Source organism: Microbacterium sp. ABR10, assembly GCF_057812175.1.
This window is the reverse complement of the sequence record NZ_CM173821.1, coordinates 1,688,310-1,703,766: the sequence shown is the minus strand read 5'-3', so window position 1 is coordinate 1,703,766 and position 15,457 is coordinate 1,688,310. Positions and strand designations below refer to the sequence as shown.

At 61.5% G+C, this 15,457-nt stretch carries 11 protein-coding genes; 4 read left to right on the top strand and 7 right to left on the bottom strand.

Annotation, left to right across the window (positions count from 1 at the left end; genetic code table 11):
- Nucleotides 1-40: 40 nt before the first annotated feature.
- Entirely contained in the window at nucleotides 41-325 is a 285-nt protein-coding gene (locus ACXKZF_RS07795; protein ID WP_488985906.1) for a hypothetical protein, read from the bottom strand.
- 108 nt (nucleotides 326-433) lie between these two features.
- Here ACXKZF_RS07795 and ACXKZF_RS07790 point away from each other — a divergent pair, with 108 nt between their 5' ends.
- The gene (locus ACXKZF_RS07790) at nucleotides 434-694 is read left to right on the top strand and encodes a hypothetical protein (RefSeq protein WP_488985905.1); all 261 of its coding nucleotides are present in this window, start codon (nucleotides 434-436) and stop codon (nucleotides 692-694) included.
- A 97-nt stretch (nucleotides 695-791) separates the two neighbouring features.
- Here the strand turns inward: ACXKZF_RS07790 and ACXKZF_RS07785 are convergent, their stop codons facing one another.
- Together ACXKZF_RS07785 and ACXKZF_RS07780 are read right to left on the bottom strand one after the other, a co-directional pair.
- Nucleotides 792-1,121, bottom strand: a complete 330-nt coding sequence (locus tag ACXKZF_RS07785) for a hypothetical protein (protein WP_488985904.1) — start codon at nucleotides 1,119-1,121, stop codon at nucleotides 792-794.
- Between the two features lie 218 nt (nucleotides 1,122-1,339).
- On the bottom strand, nucleotides 1,340-2,245 hold the full coding sequence (locus ACXKZF_RS07780) for a hypothetical protein (RefSeq protein WP_488985903.1): 906 nt from the start codon (nucleotides 2,243-2,245) through the stop codon (nucleotides 1,340-1,342).
- A 292-nt stretch (nucleotides 2,246-2,537) separates the two neighbouring features.
- On the opposite strand from ACXKZF_RS07780, the gene ACXKZF_RS07775 reads away from it, so the two are divergent.
- Together ACXKZF_RS07775 and ACXKZF_RS07770 are read left to right on the top strand one after the other, a co-directional pair.
- Nucleotides 2,538-3,383 (top strand): DUF6988 family protein, encoded by an 846-nt coding sequence (locus ACXKZF_RS07775; protein ID WP_488985902.1) that lies wholly within the window; start codon nucleotides 2,538-2,540, stop codon nucleotides 3,381-3,383.
- Nucleotides 3,384-3,521: 138 nt separating this feature from the next.
- The gene (locus ACXKZF_RS07770) at nucleotides 3,522-7,007 is read left to right on the top strand and encodes an NACHT domain-containing protein (protein WP_488985901.1); all 3,486 of its coding nucleotides are present in this window, start codon (nucleotides 3,522-3,524) and stop codon (nucleotides 7,005-7,007) included.
- A gap of 208 nt (nucleotides 7,008-7,215) precedes the next feature.
- Here the strand turns inward: ACXKZF_RS07770 and ACXKZF_RS07765 are convergent, their stop codons facing one another.
- The 4 genes from ACXKZF_RS07765 to ACXKZF_RS07750 form a co-directional block, all read right to left on the bottom strand.
- A complete protein-coding gene (locus ACXKZF_RS07765) occupies nucleotides 7,216-8,079 on the bottom strand; it encodes an HNH endonuclease (protein WP_488985900.1) in 864 nt (287 codons plus the stop codon).
- Nucleotides 8,072-9,550 (bottom strand): AAA family ATPase, encoded by a 1,479-nt coding sequence (locus tag ACXKZF_RS07760; RefSeq protein ID WP_488985899.1) that lies wholly within the window; start codon nucleotides 9,548-9,550, stop codon nucleotides 8,072-8,074. The genes ACXKZF_RS07765 and ACXKZF_RS07760 overlap by 8 nt, the downstream gene beginning before the upstream one ends.
- A gap of 259 nt (nucleotides 9,551-9,809) precedes the next feature.
- Entirely contained in the window at nucleotides 9,810-11,027 is a 1,218-nt protein-coding gene (locus ACXKZF_RS07755; protein ID WP_488985898.1) for a hypothetical protein, read from the bottom strand.
- On the bottom strand, nucleotides 11,024-14,410 hold the full coding sequence (locus ACXKZF_RS07750) for an AAA domain-containing protein (RefSeq protein ID WP_488985897.1): 3,387 nt from the start codon (nucleotides 14,408-14,410) through the stop codon (nucleotides 11,024-11,026). The genes ACXKZF_RS07755 and ACXKZF_RS07750 overlap by 4 nt, the downstream gene beginning before the upstream one ends.
- Nucleotides 14,411-14,733: 323 nt before the next feature.
- Here ACXKZF_RS07750 and ACXKZF_RS07745 point away from each other — a divergent pair, with 323 nt between their 5' ends.
- A complete protein-coding gene (locus tag ACXKZF_RS07745) occupies nucleotides 14,734-14,991 on the top strand; it encodes a hypothetical protein (protein ID WP_488985896.1) in 258 nt (85 codons plus the stop codon).
- Nucleotides 14,992-15,457: the final 466 nt, after the last annotated feature.

Sequence of the window (15,457 nt, the reverse complement as noted above, 5' to 3'; positions counted from 1 at the left end):
GTCAGACATCTGGGGTAGGCGATGCCACAACGGCCCGTGCTCATCCGGAACCTGGACCCGGTACCTCCCGGACGGCTGACGACCACACCCAGGCTTTGTGCTCCGTCTGACCAATGGTGAAGCGGATGGCGATGGCGTTCGAAGTCCAGCTGAGCACCTCCGCGTCGACGAGAACCGGGGTGCCACCGAACCAGACCCACGCATGCGCCCGCTTCGGCTGCGGATCGCGCGTGATCGGTTCCGTATCCAGACCGAGCTCCTCACGACTGAGGGACTGCAGTGGACCCGCCGTCGCTGCTACCCGCTCGACGATGCGCTGATCCATCAGCTTGTCGAAATGGTGCGCATAACGTTTCGAGGTACCGATGCCAGGCCTCCCCTCGCGGGGGCCCAGACTAGCCGCATTCGAACGTGTGTACTAACGTCGGACGCTATGAGCGCGCCCACGACGACACCGGAGACGACACTATGGCTGGTCAACGACATCCCCGCCCGGATGATCTACAACGGCCGCCGCTGGCGCGTCACGGACACCCCCACCCGGCTGCGGGAGTCAGTATGGTTTGCGCCGCTGGACCACCACCACGGGCTCTACGGATGGCGTTTCCAGGCCACTGACCCCGCGGGGGAGAGCGTCGTGTTCGACGTGTATCGCACCGAGGGCGATTGGCACGTACACCGCTTCTATGCGTGATGAGGCGTGGCGCCGTCACAGCTGAGCGTGTGCAGAGCATCGTGAACGTCCGTGCGATGACGACAGGCGCGGCGCCGGGTTGTCGGCTCTGGTGAGATCAGTTAGCGACGGTCTGCCACACGACAGATTCCGCGTGCTCGTTCTCAGCTTCATAATCGGGAGGGACCGTGTCTAACGCGACGTAACCGCCTTCGCCATGGATTGGGTCGCCGAGTTTTAGCGGGTCCAGTCCAGGGACTTGAATGGTTTGCCCATCGTCGCCCAGCACCGTTCCGAATGGAAACTGGAGCGGGTAAACGACTTCGCCGCTGGCGACCGCAAAGCATCCAGAGTCGGTGATCGTCAATGTCCCGTTGATCTGCGCCTCCATAAATGCAGTGGGACGGCCGGGGGCAGTCATCAGCGTGAATCCGTTCGACTGCTGCACTGGTGGCGCCCCCGCACAAGCAGTGAGGATCGCGGCAGCTGTGGCCACGCCCGCCAGAGACCCGCTCGCTCGCCTCACGGTCGAAGCTTGTCACATGGACGTCATCCGCAGAGGACCTCGTTACGACGCGAAGAGGGATCGACTTGCGGGCAAGTGGTAGCGGAGAGTCACGCGCCGCACTTCGGGCTCGTGGAGGTCATCTCCGGCGGGCGGCCAAATTAGTCGGAGGACGCGCGTCTGCCCGACCGAAGCCCGGGTTGGTCCCGGGACGGCCGCAGGTTCTGGGGGAGAACTGGCCCCTTCCCCCCAGCTGCGTTGTAGGCCTCCATGCCCGCGATTGCTGCGAACCCGGGAGCATCCTTCTGGAGCATCCGCGTAGTGCCTCTCGCGCCGGATTGCTCCACCCAGCCTTGACCGGCCACCGCCGTCAGCAGTTCGTATACTCGCTCCTCAACCTGCGCCATATGCGCCGTTGCACCGACGAAGCCTGCTCGCCACGCCTCGACCTCCTGCCGGGCAATCGCGTACTTCCGGGCTGCGCCGACCATCCCCGGGTCGGTTAGTACGTCATTGAAGTCTCGCTTTTCGTCTGGGGACAGAGTCGCCCATCGAGGCACCAAGCGCGACGGCTTCCACTCCTGATCCGGGATATAGGAGAAGAGTCGGATCGCAGTCCGGATCGGGCTTTTCATGTCGGGCTTCAACATCACCTGATGCGCGGTGTCCATGATTCGTTCGAACTCCTCTGTCTGCACTCGCATGGCCGACCAGTTGCGCACGATGCTTCGCAGAAAGATGTAGCCGGGAACCCGAAGCCATTCGGTCGAGGGGAGGTCTATCAGCGACTCCTCTCGGACCAATCGATCGAGTCCGGGGTCATCCGGCATCAGCTCGCCTTCCGGGTAGGTGAAGGCGTGTTCAATGAACGTTCTCTTGACCAAAACGGAAGCTCGCTCGAGTTGCGCGGACCGGTCGCGGCGAGAGGAGGTGCCGCGCTCGACCCACAGGACGGCAAGCCCGACCAACACGCCAGTGATGATTGCAACGAGGATGTCAGGGAACATCTGAGACCAATCGGGCGGCCAGAACGCTGAGGATGCCGACATGGGTTGCGCTGACGTCATGCACGGATTCTCCCTGACTCAGTGTGTGCCGCCGCACATGCCACGTCCGTGATTCACAAGCCTGTTCTGGCCGGGGTATCAGTCGCGACCACGCCGCGCCCTTCAGGGGGTTCAGGACACCGCGGCGGGAAGCGTGATGACCCTCTTGCGGGTCCGACAAGGACGTTGCGGGCGCTTCTTCGGCCGCTCACTGGGCGACGATCAAACGCCACCTAGCTCATCATCACGAGCGACTAGCGAGGCGCTCTAGCCAACGCCAGCCCGAAGCCACAAGATGCTCTAGGGTGCGGTGATGACTCTCACGACGCCGGAGCTTCGTCAACTCGCCGACGACCTCGTCTCAGCTTGGGATGATGAGGGCCATCCGACAGCGATGTCGCAACCCCACGCACGGTCAGGTAAGCCGATCACGACGTCTGATTTAGCGAGGATGGAGTCCGTCGTCGGGCTAGCGCGGCACATCCACGAGACAGCGCGGGGCATCCGGTTGCTCATTGACAGTGGCCATGCCAACGCTGCTGTCCCGCTGGTGCGCCTTGTGTACGAGTGCGCATTGACGGCGATCTGGCTCGTGCAGAGCGAGAATCACGACGGTGTGAGGGCGTTTATGCACGAGTACACCAGGCAGCAGACGAACCTGCAGTCAGTGCTCAAGCGCTCGATCGTGGAGACCTTCCGTGATGGTGCAGATGACGTCGCGGACACGAACATGGACGCTCATGTCGGTTCAGCCGACAACGCTCGCCGGTTCGACCTCATCTGCGAGGACCTGGCCCCTGGCGGCACTGACGCGTACCTGTACCACAAGGCGCTCAGCTCCTACAGCCACGCCGGCGTCCGGGTCGTTGACCTCTACTTCTCAGCGCCGGCACCCGGCGACCAAGTTCCGCCCCCGCGGCGAGAACCACGGAGCGCGCTGGGCGAAGATCTACTGCTCTTTCTAAGCAACGCATCAATGGTCTGGAGTGGGCGCGCCGTCACCTACATCAGCAAGAACCAGTCATACCGGGCCACACTCCGGCGAGCTGCCAGAGCGCTCGAGGTGACTTCCGAAATTCAACTGAGCAGTGCATACAGGAAACGGCACGCAGACGCCCGGAGGAAGTCGCGGGAGTCCGCGACCGGCGACGTCCCCTAACTCAACGGCACAACCGCTCGCCCAGCGACCGTATACGCCCCACGAAGCACACCGGCCGAGCGACGAACGTGCCGGTCAATAGAGTTGGCCTACAGGCGCATCGACGGGAAGGTCACGCGCCCAGCAATCAGGAGCGCAATGCCGAATGGAGCGGGCGGTGGTGCCGCCAACGAGCAAGGCAGCTTGCATCGCAGTGGTGCCGCCGCATACTTCGCCGTGCACGCCATGCTGGGCAAGGCAGTAGAGGGTCGTAACGGCGCGGTTCCGGAGCGCATCTACCTCGAAGCGTCGGAGGACGTTGACGACATCGTCGTGAAAATGTCCAACGGATCCACCTGGTACCTCCAGTGCAAGCGCTCTGCGGGAATTGATGCTGCTCTTCGAGCCGCGATCGGTCAGTGGAGCCGTCAGGGGTATCAGCCCGGCGATCGACTCGGCCTGGTGGCTCGCGAGCTGCGCGGGCATCTCCGTCAGATGCAACTGACGATCGACCAATTGAACGACGAGCATGCCGCGCCGCTGAACAAGGGGCAGCGACAGTCGCTAGATGCTCTCCGGCGCGAACTCAAGAGTGGCGGATGCTCGGATCCCGACGCGACAATGCGCGACTTGTTGTTCATGCAACTCGCGACCGAGGCAACCGCCGATCCGCACGCGCAGGTCGCCTGTGCATTACTCGGCTCGGTAGTTCGGCTGGACAGGGCAGATGCAGCGTTCCGCGCGCTTCGGACGATGATGCAGGAGGCAGCTGCGAATCGTCGGTGGACAGACATGGCGGATTGGCTTGGGGCGATAGACGCCGCCGGGATCGACGTCATCGCGGACATTGAAGGTGCGCCCGCAGCAGCGTCTGAGGCGAAGCGACAGGCAGTCCGCGCTTACCGCGAGCTCGTCTCGAGAGCACGGGACGTACTCCACCTGTCGGCGCTGGACCCGAGTCTGGGCGAGGTTCACGTCGACGACCTGTTGAAGGACTGGACAGTCCGAACGGACGATCACCGGATGTCCGAAGATCTACTTCGGATCACGCGCCGCAACAATCGATTCGTGCTCACAGGACTACCAGGAATTGGCAAGAGCGAAGCGCTACGACAGCTGGCCGCCAGTTTGGCCTCCGATACTGAGGCCCCTGTCCCTGTGCTGTTTGACCTGAGGGAATCTCTCACGGTCGCTAGCTCCGGCGACTCGATCACACTAGACGTGATCCTTCGAAAGGTTTCCGAGCGCGTGGTTGGGGCCGACCCCATGGTGACCAAGACGGCGCTGCGCGATGCGCTCCTGTCCGGCAACGCGATCCTCATCGTTGATGGGCTCGACGAAGCGAGGAGCCGACGTGGCACCGTTGCCCGTGATCTGGCACACATCTTGGCCCACCTTCCGTCGGCGACTGGCTTCCTGCTATCGACCCGCCCCAGTGCGGTCGATGCGGCGCTTCAGTTGTCGTTGCCAAGCGTCGAGCTTGAGTCACCGAAGAGCCTCGAACGATCTCTCCCTGCAATCGTTTCCGCGCTTGCTCCAGCGGACGCTACAGTCCGCGACGCTTGGGTCGGTCAACGCCTACGGCGGCTGGCATCTATGTCGAGGCGGGCAGATGACATCTGGAGCGTTCCGCTCCTTGCGACGCTCGCTACTATCCGCGTGGCTCACGATGAAGCAGAGCTGACCAATCCGGTTGAGCTATTGAGCAGTGTGATCGACGACAGTGTGACCGCATGGGAGCAGCTCAAGGCTAGTCATGCCGACGGGCTGGACCGGGATATGCGGGCGCCGATGCTGACGGATGGATTCGTAACGATCGGTTGCCTCGTCAATACGGGCGGCGCAACCGTCGCGGATGCCGAGGTAGCCGTGCAAGAGCAACTTCGAATGTGGGGTCTCGGCGAACGGTTGAACGAGGAGCTCTCCCGTCAGGTGGTCCACTTCTGGGACGAGCGGGTCGGTGTGTTCGTCAAGAATGGCAACGAGCTGGTGGCGCGGAGTCGTCAGTTCGCCGAACTTGCAGACGCGCGTCGAGCCAACCAGCTCTCAGCCAACGACAAGCAGTCATGGATGGCGAGGTCGTTGGAGGATCCCGATCTACGGCCCACAGTTCAGCTTGCAGTACAGACGGACAGCTCGATGCGCGGCATTCTCGTGGACTCAGCAGAGCGCGACGCGCCCGAGAGCACTAGAGGGAGGGCTGTCCTGTGGGTTGCTTCGTTCGCGCCCAACTGGTCAGACCTTGACCACGTGACTGAGAGGCGGATTATCGATCTACTCGCCGACGCGGCAGAAGACCACCTCCCGCCGCCCGCACTCGGCACTTCCTTGATAGATCGACTCATGAGTCACGGTCGAGACCCTGACGGCTGGCACTTCGCTGTGCAACTGGTTCGCATCCGCTCGACCGACGACGTGAGGGACCGTCAGCGTTCCCGCCTTCGACTTCTTTCGCTTGCGCCTCAGCAACGTGACTTGATCGAGCTGCTGATTGCTTTGCAGGATGCGAACGAGCAGGGCCGTCCCTTAAATGCTGATGAAGTCGCGCTCGCAAGTGCACTCTTGGAGACGCCTACGCCGGAGCCGCTAGCATCGGAATATCGAGGCGAGACCCTTGTGATCGAAGCAGGCGAGCGATTGATCGAAGGGGTCGATGATGCGATCCGTCTTGCCGTCGATCACGTGAATCAGCTACCGGCTGGGTCGGCCGAGAAGTTTGTCGCAATAGCAAAGCGTCTGAGCGCAGGAACATTTGAAGCGGTCACAACGGCGCTGTCGAGACACGGGCACAATGTTGACCTATCCAACCTTGTCGCCGGGTTCGAAGGTCTGCGCAGCGTTGCTGAACTCTACGCAGATCGACACGGCCTAGGGTGGCTTCTGAGAATCCTGGCTGCTTGGCCGGCGCTCGACGGAGCCGGAGTCCCTCCCGAGCCCTGGCGTTGGGGTGAACTTTCTGAGCTTGTATCGATCATCGGCTGGGGCCAGTCCACTGCGGGTGACATGGGGAATCTGACAGCGACGCCAGAGAGTCTCAAGCGCGTATGGATCGATGCCGTGGTTGACGCGCACGGCCTAGATCGTGAGCGACTCGCGGCAGAGGCCCGAGAGATTCTTCGTCAGGATGATGACGAGGTGCTCCGGCAGATCTGCACGACAGGGATGTCCGTTCGCGCTGTCAAGCGACCTCTGAGCTGCGACGAAGCAGAGGCGATAGCGCAGTGCTTTGTCTCACGCTCTGAACAGATCGTGACCATGGTTGCGCAACTCACCATCAACACAGGATGTCCTGAGGTGAGCACAGTGATAGAAACCCTCGACGTGCCGATGACTTGGCAAGGTCGCTTCTTGTCAACAGCCGTTTCGATCGCGACCTCCGCGGACCGCTCTCGCCTGATCGAACGCTACAAAATCGCCATGAGTTCGCAGCGATCGGCTGTCGCTTTCGTCGTCGCTTCCGTTCCTGACGAACATCCCGAACTACTTGCACAACTCCAACTCGACCGTGACGCAACGGTGCGACACCAATGTGGCGGAGACGTGCGACTTGCCGAAATCTGGACCTGCCGCCACTGCTTCACCGAGAACCCACTTTCCCAGAGCTCGTGCGAGGAGTGTCACCTACTCTGTTCATGGCTCGACTAAATCGGCGGAGGACCTGCCCTGCATTTGGCTATGGACGCGAACAGAGCTCATTGCCCGCAAAGGTTTGCCTAGCGTGCGATGCGCGCAAGGGGATGGTTTCGTGCTCGTCACACCCGAGTACAACCACAGACGCCAGCGGACCTCAGCGGTCGCCGCACGTCATGACCCTCGCAGGTCTGAGCATCGGGTGTGACTCGTGGTCTGGCTGTTAGATCGTCGCGGCCGAGAGGCCGAGATGGTCGGTCAGGTACCAACTGCTGTCGGCCATCGCTGCGTACGTTGCTCGCTCCCATGAGTTCACGCGCCCGCCGGAAAGACTCATCGCGTTGCGGCGAAGATGCTGTTCGGCTTGGTCACGCGTCATTGATCTCCCCTCGTCGGTTGTGAGGAGAGTCGCGAAATTGTTGAGTTCTTGAGCCGCCCACGCTCTGAACCGCTTCTGCAACTTGAACACCTTCAAGTGTTGATCAAGCCGAGCCAGCAGTAAGTCATCGGGTTGAGGAAGCTGGACGTGAAACGTCACCCTGGGAGCATCAAGTACTCCGCGATCGAGAGTGGCCGACAACCACTGAGCATCGAAAATCTCGCCGTCGAAGTAAGGGTGAAGCACAGCGGGATCTTCGTGCCCAGGTGAATACGCACGCTTAGCGAAATTGCAGTCGCTGCAGCAGGGAACGAGATTGGCCGGATGAACGGACGTGCCGGCAAAGACTGTCTTGGGCAGATAGTGATCGAGTTCGGAAACATAACCTTGACCGCAGTACGGGCAGAGCGCGTTAGGCGCGGCATTCTTGATGCCATCTCTGAGTTCGGCAGTCGTTGTCCGGCTCGTGAACTGCTTGTCGTAGAGTTCGACCATCTTCGTACCTTCGAGGCCCGCAACGTCATATTCACTGCCGACCGCGAGATGAAGGTCGCGGCGCTCGGCCGACGAGTCGAACGCATCGCACCTTGCAACGACCGAGTCTTTTGCGTTGGAGTACGGGAGGCGGGAGTCTTCCTTCTTGATGGCGCTGACCGCGAGCGCGTAAGCCTCAGAGGCGGTGACGGTCGGACGACTGAGGCTATACATCCCGGTGGTCCTCGGTGCTGTCTAGTGCGCTCAACAGGAATCGGCCCTCGCTTCCGAGCTGTCCATCGATCGCGTCCAGCGCGCGTTCGGCGGACCCTTCGTGCTCCCGGAGAAGCGCGCGCAGCATGTGAAGGTATCCGCTGCGGTTGATATCGAGGTGGAAGACCTCAGACGTAAGACGTGAGACCGATTCTCCGAACGTTTCAGTTTCGATCTGAGACGCGCGAAGATCTTCGCCGCTACGCTGAAGCATCCAACTGCAGGTGCGGGGCACCTCCTGCAGCACTACGGGGGAGTGCGTTGCGAAGATCGCGACGCCGTTGCGGTCGTTCATTAGGTCTGAGATAGCTCGGGTGAGCGCGGACAACAGCGGCGGGTGCAGGTGCGTCTCCGGCTCATCGAGGAGGACGAGGGAACGCTCTTCCACGAGTTCTACGAGGCGGGTCATCGTTAGCAGGACGATCTTGTGTCCTGAGCTCATCTGAGCGAACTCTGTCGCTGCGTTGCCTGACGAAATCAGGGCATCCGGGTCCGCGTCTGCAAGGATCCCGTCTGCGGCTTTGAGGGTTTGGACGGCTCGAAGCCAGCGAGCACGTCGAGGGCCTTTCGAGCAGAGCACCAAGCTCTTCGCAAACTGGATGTCGAGGTCATCACTGCGTTCGTTGGCGAGGCCAACGGCATGAATAACAACATCGTTGGTGCTCCGCTCCAGAGGTTGACGGTCGAACGCTGAGAACGCGACATGCACAACGTTCGCGAATGGCACCGCGTTTGCATTAGATCGAGAAGCGGACGCCATCTCGTCGCGGAAGGAACCGGATGCTGTCTCGTGACCGCCAGCGGCTTCTGTGAAGTCTCTCAGCAAGCTCGACTTACCTACGCCATTGGCCCCGATGACCACGTGCACGTTGGTCGGCGGCATGACACCTGGGTGCACGCCAAACTCCAACCGTAGGTCGGGTGTCATCGGCCCAATTGCACGCGAGTAGCTGAAGCGGTAAGGCGTGAGTGCTGCTTGTCCGGCGATGATTCGTCTGAACTGGACCACGACGGTCTGCTTCGGGACGGATCGGAGCAGGGACGTCTCAAATGCCGGTTCATGCTCGACCTGCAGCCAGTGGTCAGGGTCCTCGGCGACGTCGCGGAGTGCCTGTAGTGCGGATCGTCCCACGCCGTCTGGAAGTTTCATCAGGCCCTCGTAGTACTCCCGATCTTGTCCGAGCGAGTAGAACTTTGGGGGGAGTTGGGTGAAGGTCGACGGCAGTTGAGTGTGTGGATCGCGATCGGCCATTCCGAGCGGGGCGATCTTCACCATCCCAAGATCGGTGGTGTCATCGCCGGTGCCGTAGAGGAGCGAGTACGCCGTCTTGTAGTGAAAGTCGTCCCACATGTCGACGACGAGGGTAAATTCCCCGGCCGTCTGTATAGGCCATTGGCCTTTGCTAATGACTTGGAAGCGTGGGCGACTCATGCATCAATACTTCCAGAGCGCGAACATTCCACGCGATTGGCGGCGAGGACGTGACTTGAAGATCGGGTGCAGGGCTTCCTGCCTTGCGCAGTGTCATCTCCGCGGCTCTTGCTCGGTGTCGCCGCAACCGCGTCGCGTCAGCGCGGTCTTGGTGTAGCCCGTTGGTATGGCCCATCCGCGGGTGACGAGGTGCCGGCAACGGGCAGCTGACTCATCGATATATGCGAGGCGGATCCACGCGAACAGCTGGACAGCGCCTTCAGCGCGGGAGTCGTGATTCGGCTTCATTTGCATAGGTGGCCGATTGAGTGCGTCGCCCGACACGCCAGCTGTACTCTGAGCCTGTTTGACCGCCCGAGAGCCAATCGAAAGTCGTCTCGATTGTGATGTCGTCAGAGATGAGATAGGACGTTCCGGACAGGTCCGCGTAAGATACGGCGATGTTCGGCTCGGTTCGGGACAGCCTTCGGAGGCGTTCGGCCGCGGTCTGATCCACCAGGGACTCGTCGCCAATGATTATCGCCACATTGGTGCCTGCGCGCGCTCGCTCTCTGAGGTACCTGCAGAACGGTTCATCCACTACGTCACCACGTGCTGACTGGGAGCCAATCAGCAGCCGCTTCCGCGAGTGCAACGCCGCTTCCAGCAGGTGGTCTAGGTGCTCGATTGACAGCACATCAGACTGCTCGGTCTCGGGGGGTGCATTCATACCGAACCGCGGGTCGGGAATGAAGGGGGGACGAGCGACAGTCATGCGAAGTTGTGTCGCGGCAGCGGTGGCCTGGAGTGCCGACTCATGGGCAGGTGAGATCTCGTCGTCGACATACACGGCGAGCTCAAGTTCCTGCGATGTGCTGTCTCCGAACACGAGCAACTTTGCTGGAGCCCAGAGGTGGCGCCGACCAGCGAGCCTGTTGACTCGAAGGATCGTGGCTTGACGGCCCGGCACGATTCGATTCAGATCGGTGATCTTGATGTCGCTCACTCCAATCGCAGCGGTGGCCGCGGCGGGAACGAGCGTCAGTCCCCGCTGTGTCGCTTCGCGGCGTCTCAGGAGGGTCGACTGTGGATAGGTCACGGGCTGCCAGGCGAGTCGGTCGAAGACGAAGGCAATCTCTTTGAGCTGTGGTTGCGTCGCAATCAGCTCCCGATTGAATGCCATTCCCTGCGCAGTCAGGGTGAACCGTGTCGAGTCTTGTCGCGTGAGGTTCCCTGCGCTTGTTTGCCGGACGGCAGCATCGAGGAGGAGGTCGTTTGGCAGGCCCATGTATTTCGCGATGTCTTCGATCGTGCTGACACCCGTCTCTGTGAAACGAAGGAGGAACTCGTCGATTGCGGGCAGGCGTCGCCGTTCTTGGACGAGGACGTCGGCGCGAAGAAGAGATACCGGCAGTGCAGCATCCTCAATAGCGAGCAGTTTGAGGCCCGGTCGCGCATCTGCGTATCGTCGAAAGATACTCGTATACGTCTGGATCATTTTTCCGCCGGCCTGAGCGCGCAATCCCCCGGGTGGCGCTCGATATATTCGAGGACCTTCGAAAGACCGCTGTCCTGGGATCGTATAAAATCAGCGTCACCGATGATCGTCAGACCGAAGCGTGCCCTGGAGAGAGCCACGTTGATACGCCGCCAGTAGTCTGGGCCAAGAAATCCCAAACTTCTCCTGTGGTTACTGCGTGTTACCGAAAAGAAGGCGATGTCTGCTTCCCGACCCTGCACTGCGTCTACCGACATTGCAGCTACGGAGAGGTTCTTGAACGTTGCGGCCGCGAGCCGGCGGCGAATGTCGGCTACCTGGCTCATGTAAGGCGCAATGGCCAGGACTTGGAGCTTTTGACCTGTTGGGGGACGAACGAGTCCTTGTTCGAGTGCCCGATCGAGGCTGAGGATCTTCTCCACCATGATCTTTGCTTCGGCGCGGTTGGCTACCGAGGTTCCGGCGGCGCTCGCCTCCTGGCGTTCGCTGCCTAGGACGGAGGTGTCGATCCACGTCACTGGGGCGCCAGCCCATGGGCCGTATCCGGGTATGCCGTCGTTCCGCGGAGACCGCAGCAGACCGTCGTAGAAGCACTCCGAGATCATCGCGCCAATGGCGTTGATCATCCGATACTGGTGTTGCAGCAGGACCTGCGAGTCGGCTGGCAGATGGTCGACAAGCCGCTGAAATAGAGTTTCTGTGATGTCGGACGGTGTCAGGTTGTGTTCCGTCAGGATTGCGGGGCTCCGAAGAAGATCTTCATCGCTTGGCGGTAACTGTCTGGTGTCTCCCACCACAATCCATTGCTTGGAACGTGAGATAGGAATCAAGGCTTCGGTTAATGTCGCCCGCGACGCTTCATCGACGATACAGACGTCGAACTCGGTGCGGGCAACGGCTTTGTGGCGCAGGAGGCCAACGCACGTGCCGGCGACGACCGATGTCGTCGCCAAGAAGAACTCGGCGATATCCCCGTCGGATTCGATGCGGTCCATCCACTGGGCCTGGAGTTCAACGCGCGATAGAAATGCCTGCGCGTCTGGCCTCCCGATGAGGATGGCGGCGAGTGCTTCTCGCGCGCCGACGGGCGAAAGGTCGCGGTCCAGCATGAGTTCGGTGCCGAGGAGCGCCTGGGCGCCTCTGACGTGTTCCTTGATGCGTTCGTCGAGTTTTTCGATCCGGGCCTGAATGTCCTCCGGCTGATCGACTAGTTCATCGTCTTCGAGGCCGGTGACGGAGCCTCTCGATTCTGGTTTCTCATCGAGTCTGGATGCCAGGAAGAGGCGTTCCGTTCCAAGTGCGGCGACTTGTTCGAGGAGGAGTGCAGCGCGAGCTTGATCTACAGGGATGTCGTACTTGACTGCCTCTTGTTCCATTGTTGCGTGCGCGCGACTGCGTATGTTGTCTGCCCAACGGGGGAGGCGATTCTCGAGGAGTAGTGCATGAACGGTGGGGTCGACGGCCGACTGATCGGATCCCGCCACACGGACGATGTTGGTGAGGCCCACTTGGGAAATGCGTTCGAGTGCGTTGTCGACCGCGGCGTTCGTCTGCGAGGCGATAAGTATGCGTTTCCTCGGGTCGCTGCGCAGTAACTGGTATACGAGCTCCGCGATCAGCCGGGTTTTGCCAGTGCCGGGAGGCCCTTCGATGACCATTAGCCCGGAGCTGCCCAGCGCGATTTCGATCGCACGTTGTTTGTCGGCGTCCATGTCAGAGCGCCAACTGTCGACGCTGCGCCGACGCGGGGAAGTGCTCGCTGACGGATCGACGACGACTTCGCGGATCGCGCTGTTCGGTACTTTGCCGTCTCGGATTGCGTAGAGCGCAGACCTCTGCCGTGAGAGGGCAATCGTGCTCGGGGCATCGAATGGGCGGAGGGTGCCGCGCAGCGGGATGGACTTCGCCTTCCTGCGAAGCAGGATTGTCAGATCCTTTCCATCCTGCTCAACAACTTCGCCGCTGACACCGCGAAGCGGCTTTTCGGGGGAGATGGCTTCCCAGAATGTTCCGAGGAGATCGGTGTCGGGTTCCTCTGCGAGCGCGAAGGTGACTCGGCGTTCGACCTGGTCGCGACGCCGGTATGCCATGGGCCTGACGGATCCGCGCGCGAGGTCGGCGCGGGCATCGAGGATGCGGCTCCACAGATCGAACAACTCGTTGACTTCTGCGTCTGGGCGGGGCGAGAGGCGGGCGTCGAGATGGGCTTCGAGGAGGCGTTGTAGCGCCTGCCAACCGCGCACTGCAGCAGCCGGGTTTATGGGTCGATTCAGCTCCCACCGGAAGACGGCTGGAAGCTGAAGCGACCGGCGACGTTCTCGTTCGATCGTTTCAAAATCTCGGTGGGAGACCGCGCTGATCATGAGTGGATCACCGTCTCGCCGGGGAGCCGAAAGCGAGTATCGGTAGGCGGCGCCATAGAGGAACATCCAAGAGCGATCGGGCGCACCTGAGTCTTCGATCCCGAACTCGGCGTGGACGGCTCCATCGAGATCTTGAATGACCACCGATTCGTCGCCCGCTGCGATCAGTGCCAGGTCCTTAAGTGCGCGACCGTTGAAACTGAGCCACAGAGTGTTCTGGCGTTTCCCGGCGACCTCCGCCGCCATGTGCCAGGCGTCCTCGAGGAGACCTTCAAGTTCCGTGGCGGACGATGGCCGCAGATTGGGATCAAAGTCAACACAGCGGGCAAGTACGTCCCGAACTCCGTCGGGAACGTTTGCCGCAGCTAACGCAGGTCGGATCTGGTCATAGTCGGAGATTGCTCCCTTCGTCAGGCACCGGATGGCAAGCACTCCAAGGCTGAAGACATCTCGAACGTACGGTCTGCGCGTCTCCTCTTCGGCGGGAGCATACGGAACCGAACGGAACCGCCTGACCGTGTGGGTGCTTGGCGGGCCCAACGCGCGGACAGTGGCGATCCCAAAGTCAGCAACGAGTGGGCGCTGCTCAGAGTCCACCAGGATGTTGGCCGGCTTGATGTCGCGGTGCTCAGTGTTGTTGAGATGCGCGTACGAGATTGCAGAGACGATCGGTCGAAACATAGTGGTGTAAAAGTCGTCCCAGCGGTCCCAACTACCTTCTGACAGCACCTGCTCGAGGCTGGAGTCAACCCAGTCGAGTACCACGTAGGGCGTTTCGGTCTCATCGACCCCTGAGTCCCGGATCCCGATGATGTTTGGGTGGGACAGGCGCCGCAGAGCTTCAGTTTCTCGCTCGAACATGCGCTTCGTGAACTCGTCTCGCCACGGCTGAATGAACTTCACCGCCACGTAGTCGAAGGCCTTCAAATCGAATGCTCGCACGACGGTGGACTGGTTTCCTTGAGGAATCTTCGGCCCATCATCCTGGAGCGCGTACCGCTCCTTAACTACCTCACCCATAGACCCCCCTCGCCTGACGTTGCAACACTATCGACGAGTTTCGACGGCGGAGTCGGCCGCGGTGATCGTGGTGACCCGCAATGCGGCCCAAGGCCCGACGTCGTGTCCGCCGCGGTTGATGGCGTCCGAACGCGACGACCTCGATTTGGATGAGGCCCAGAAGACGCACCGTTCGCCACAACAGCCGGTGCCTATCTGCACTCAACCCGGTAGCGCAACGGTAGCTGCGGCAGCGCGACGGTCCGCACCGGGCACCCGTCTTGCCGGATGAGTCACCCATCGTTTCATTGACGTCCGCCACTAACGAGGCGCACGGTGTTCTCATGGAGCCGGAACTGATCAACTACGAGGACTTCGAACACAACGGCCTGCTCTGGAAGCGCCGCCGAGGTGCTCAGTCCAGCTCTGGAGAGCCCGCTGAGGGCGCGGACCTTCTTCAAGCAGACGAACGACGCCGCCCTCTGAATCCGTGGCTGCGCGATGACTACGAGAAGGCACTCGAAGTGGCAACGGCGGTCATGCAGGGATGGACACGCGCCGAGCCGGACTTCCGGCAGTGGGCTGCCGAAGAGGCACAGTAATGGCTCGACAAGGATCGCCGTGCCCGAGCTGCCGAACACCGAGAGGAGGAATCTCGCTGGAAACGCGGTGAGGCACTCTTCGACCCGGATCTGTTCGCAGCCTGCCGGGCGCTGCTCGGGCAAGAGTCAATCGAGGTGCACGTCTTGGAGGAGCTGGGGGAGTTCCGCAGCGGCCGCCGCTTCCCCGGTATGGTCGGCGACCGGCGATTGAAGGAGAGCACGCAACTCGAGGAGCGGCTCGCGGCAGTTGAAGCGCATCTCGCCCGCGTCCGCGCGGCGGTACCTGACCCGAAGCGGTCGTCAGCGAACGCGGTCAGCTCCTGAGCGACCGCCGCTACAGCAATCTCCTCACCTATTAGTTCGACCGGGAATATTGGGTGCGCGACCTGCGTCGCAGCGTGCGCGAACAGAGATAAACGATGGCACTTCGGAACTCCCTGGGACCGTCACGAGCAATGCAGGGGGT

What these genes read in the sequence shown, in the direction of transcription:
- ACXKZF_RS07795 (WP_488985906.1), bottom strand. Translation starts at nt 325, where the DNA reads ATGGATCAGCGCATCGTCGAGCGGGTAGCAGCGACGGCGGGTCCACTG.
- ACXKZF_RS07790 (WP_488985905.1), top strand. Translation starts at nt 434, where the DNA reads ATGAGCGCGCCCACGACGACACCGGAGACGACACTATGGCTGGTCAAC.
- ACXKZF_RS07780 (WP_488985903.1), bottom strand. Translation starts at nt 2,245, where the DNA reads ATGACGTCAGCGCAACCCATGTCGGCATCCTCAGCGTTCTGGCCGCCC.
- ACXKZF_RS07775 (WP_488985902.1), top strand. Translation starts at nt 2,538, where the DNA reads ATGACTCTCACGACGCCGGAGCTTCGTCAACTCGCCGACGACCTCGTC.
- ACXKZF_RS07770 (WP_488985901.1), top strand. Translation starts at nt 3,522, where the DNA reads ATGCCGAATGGAGCGGGCGGTGGTGCCGCCAACGAGCAAGGCAGCTTG.
- ACXKZF_RS07765 (WP_488985900.1), bottom strand. Translation starts at nt 8,079, where the DNA reads ATGTATAGCCTCAGTCGTCCGACCGTCACCGCCTCTGAGGCTTACGCG.
- ACXKZF_RS07760 (WP_488985899.1), bottom strand. Translation starts at nt 9,550, where the DNA reads ATGAGTCGCCCACGCTTCCAAGTCATTAGCAAAGGCCAATGGCCTATA.
- ACXKZF_RS07755 (WP_488985898.1), bottom strand. Translation starts at nt 11,027, where the DNA reads ATGATCCAGACGTATACGAGTATCTTTCGACGATACGCAGATGCGCGA.
- ACXKZF_RS07750 (WP_488985897.1), bottom strand. Translation starts at nt 14,410, where the DNA reads ATGGGTGAGGTAGTTAAGGAGCGGTACGCGCTCCAGGATGATGGGCCG.
- ACXKZF_RS07745 (WP_488985896.1), top strand. Translation starts at nt 14,734, where the DNA reads ATGGAGCCGGAACTGATCAACTACGAGGACTTCGAACACAACGGCCTG.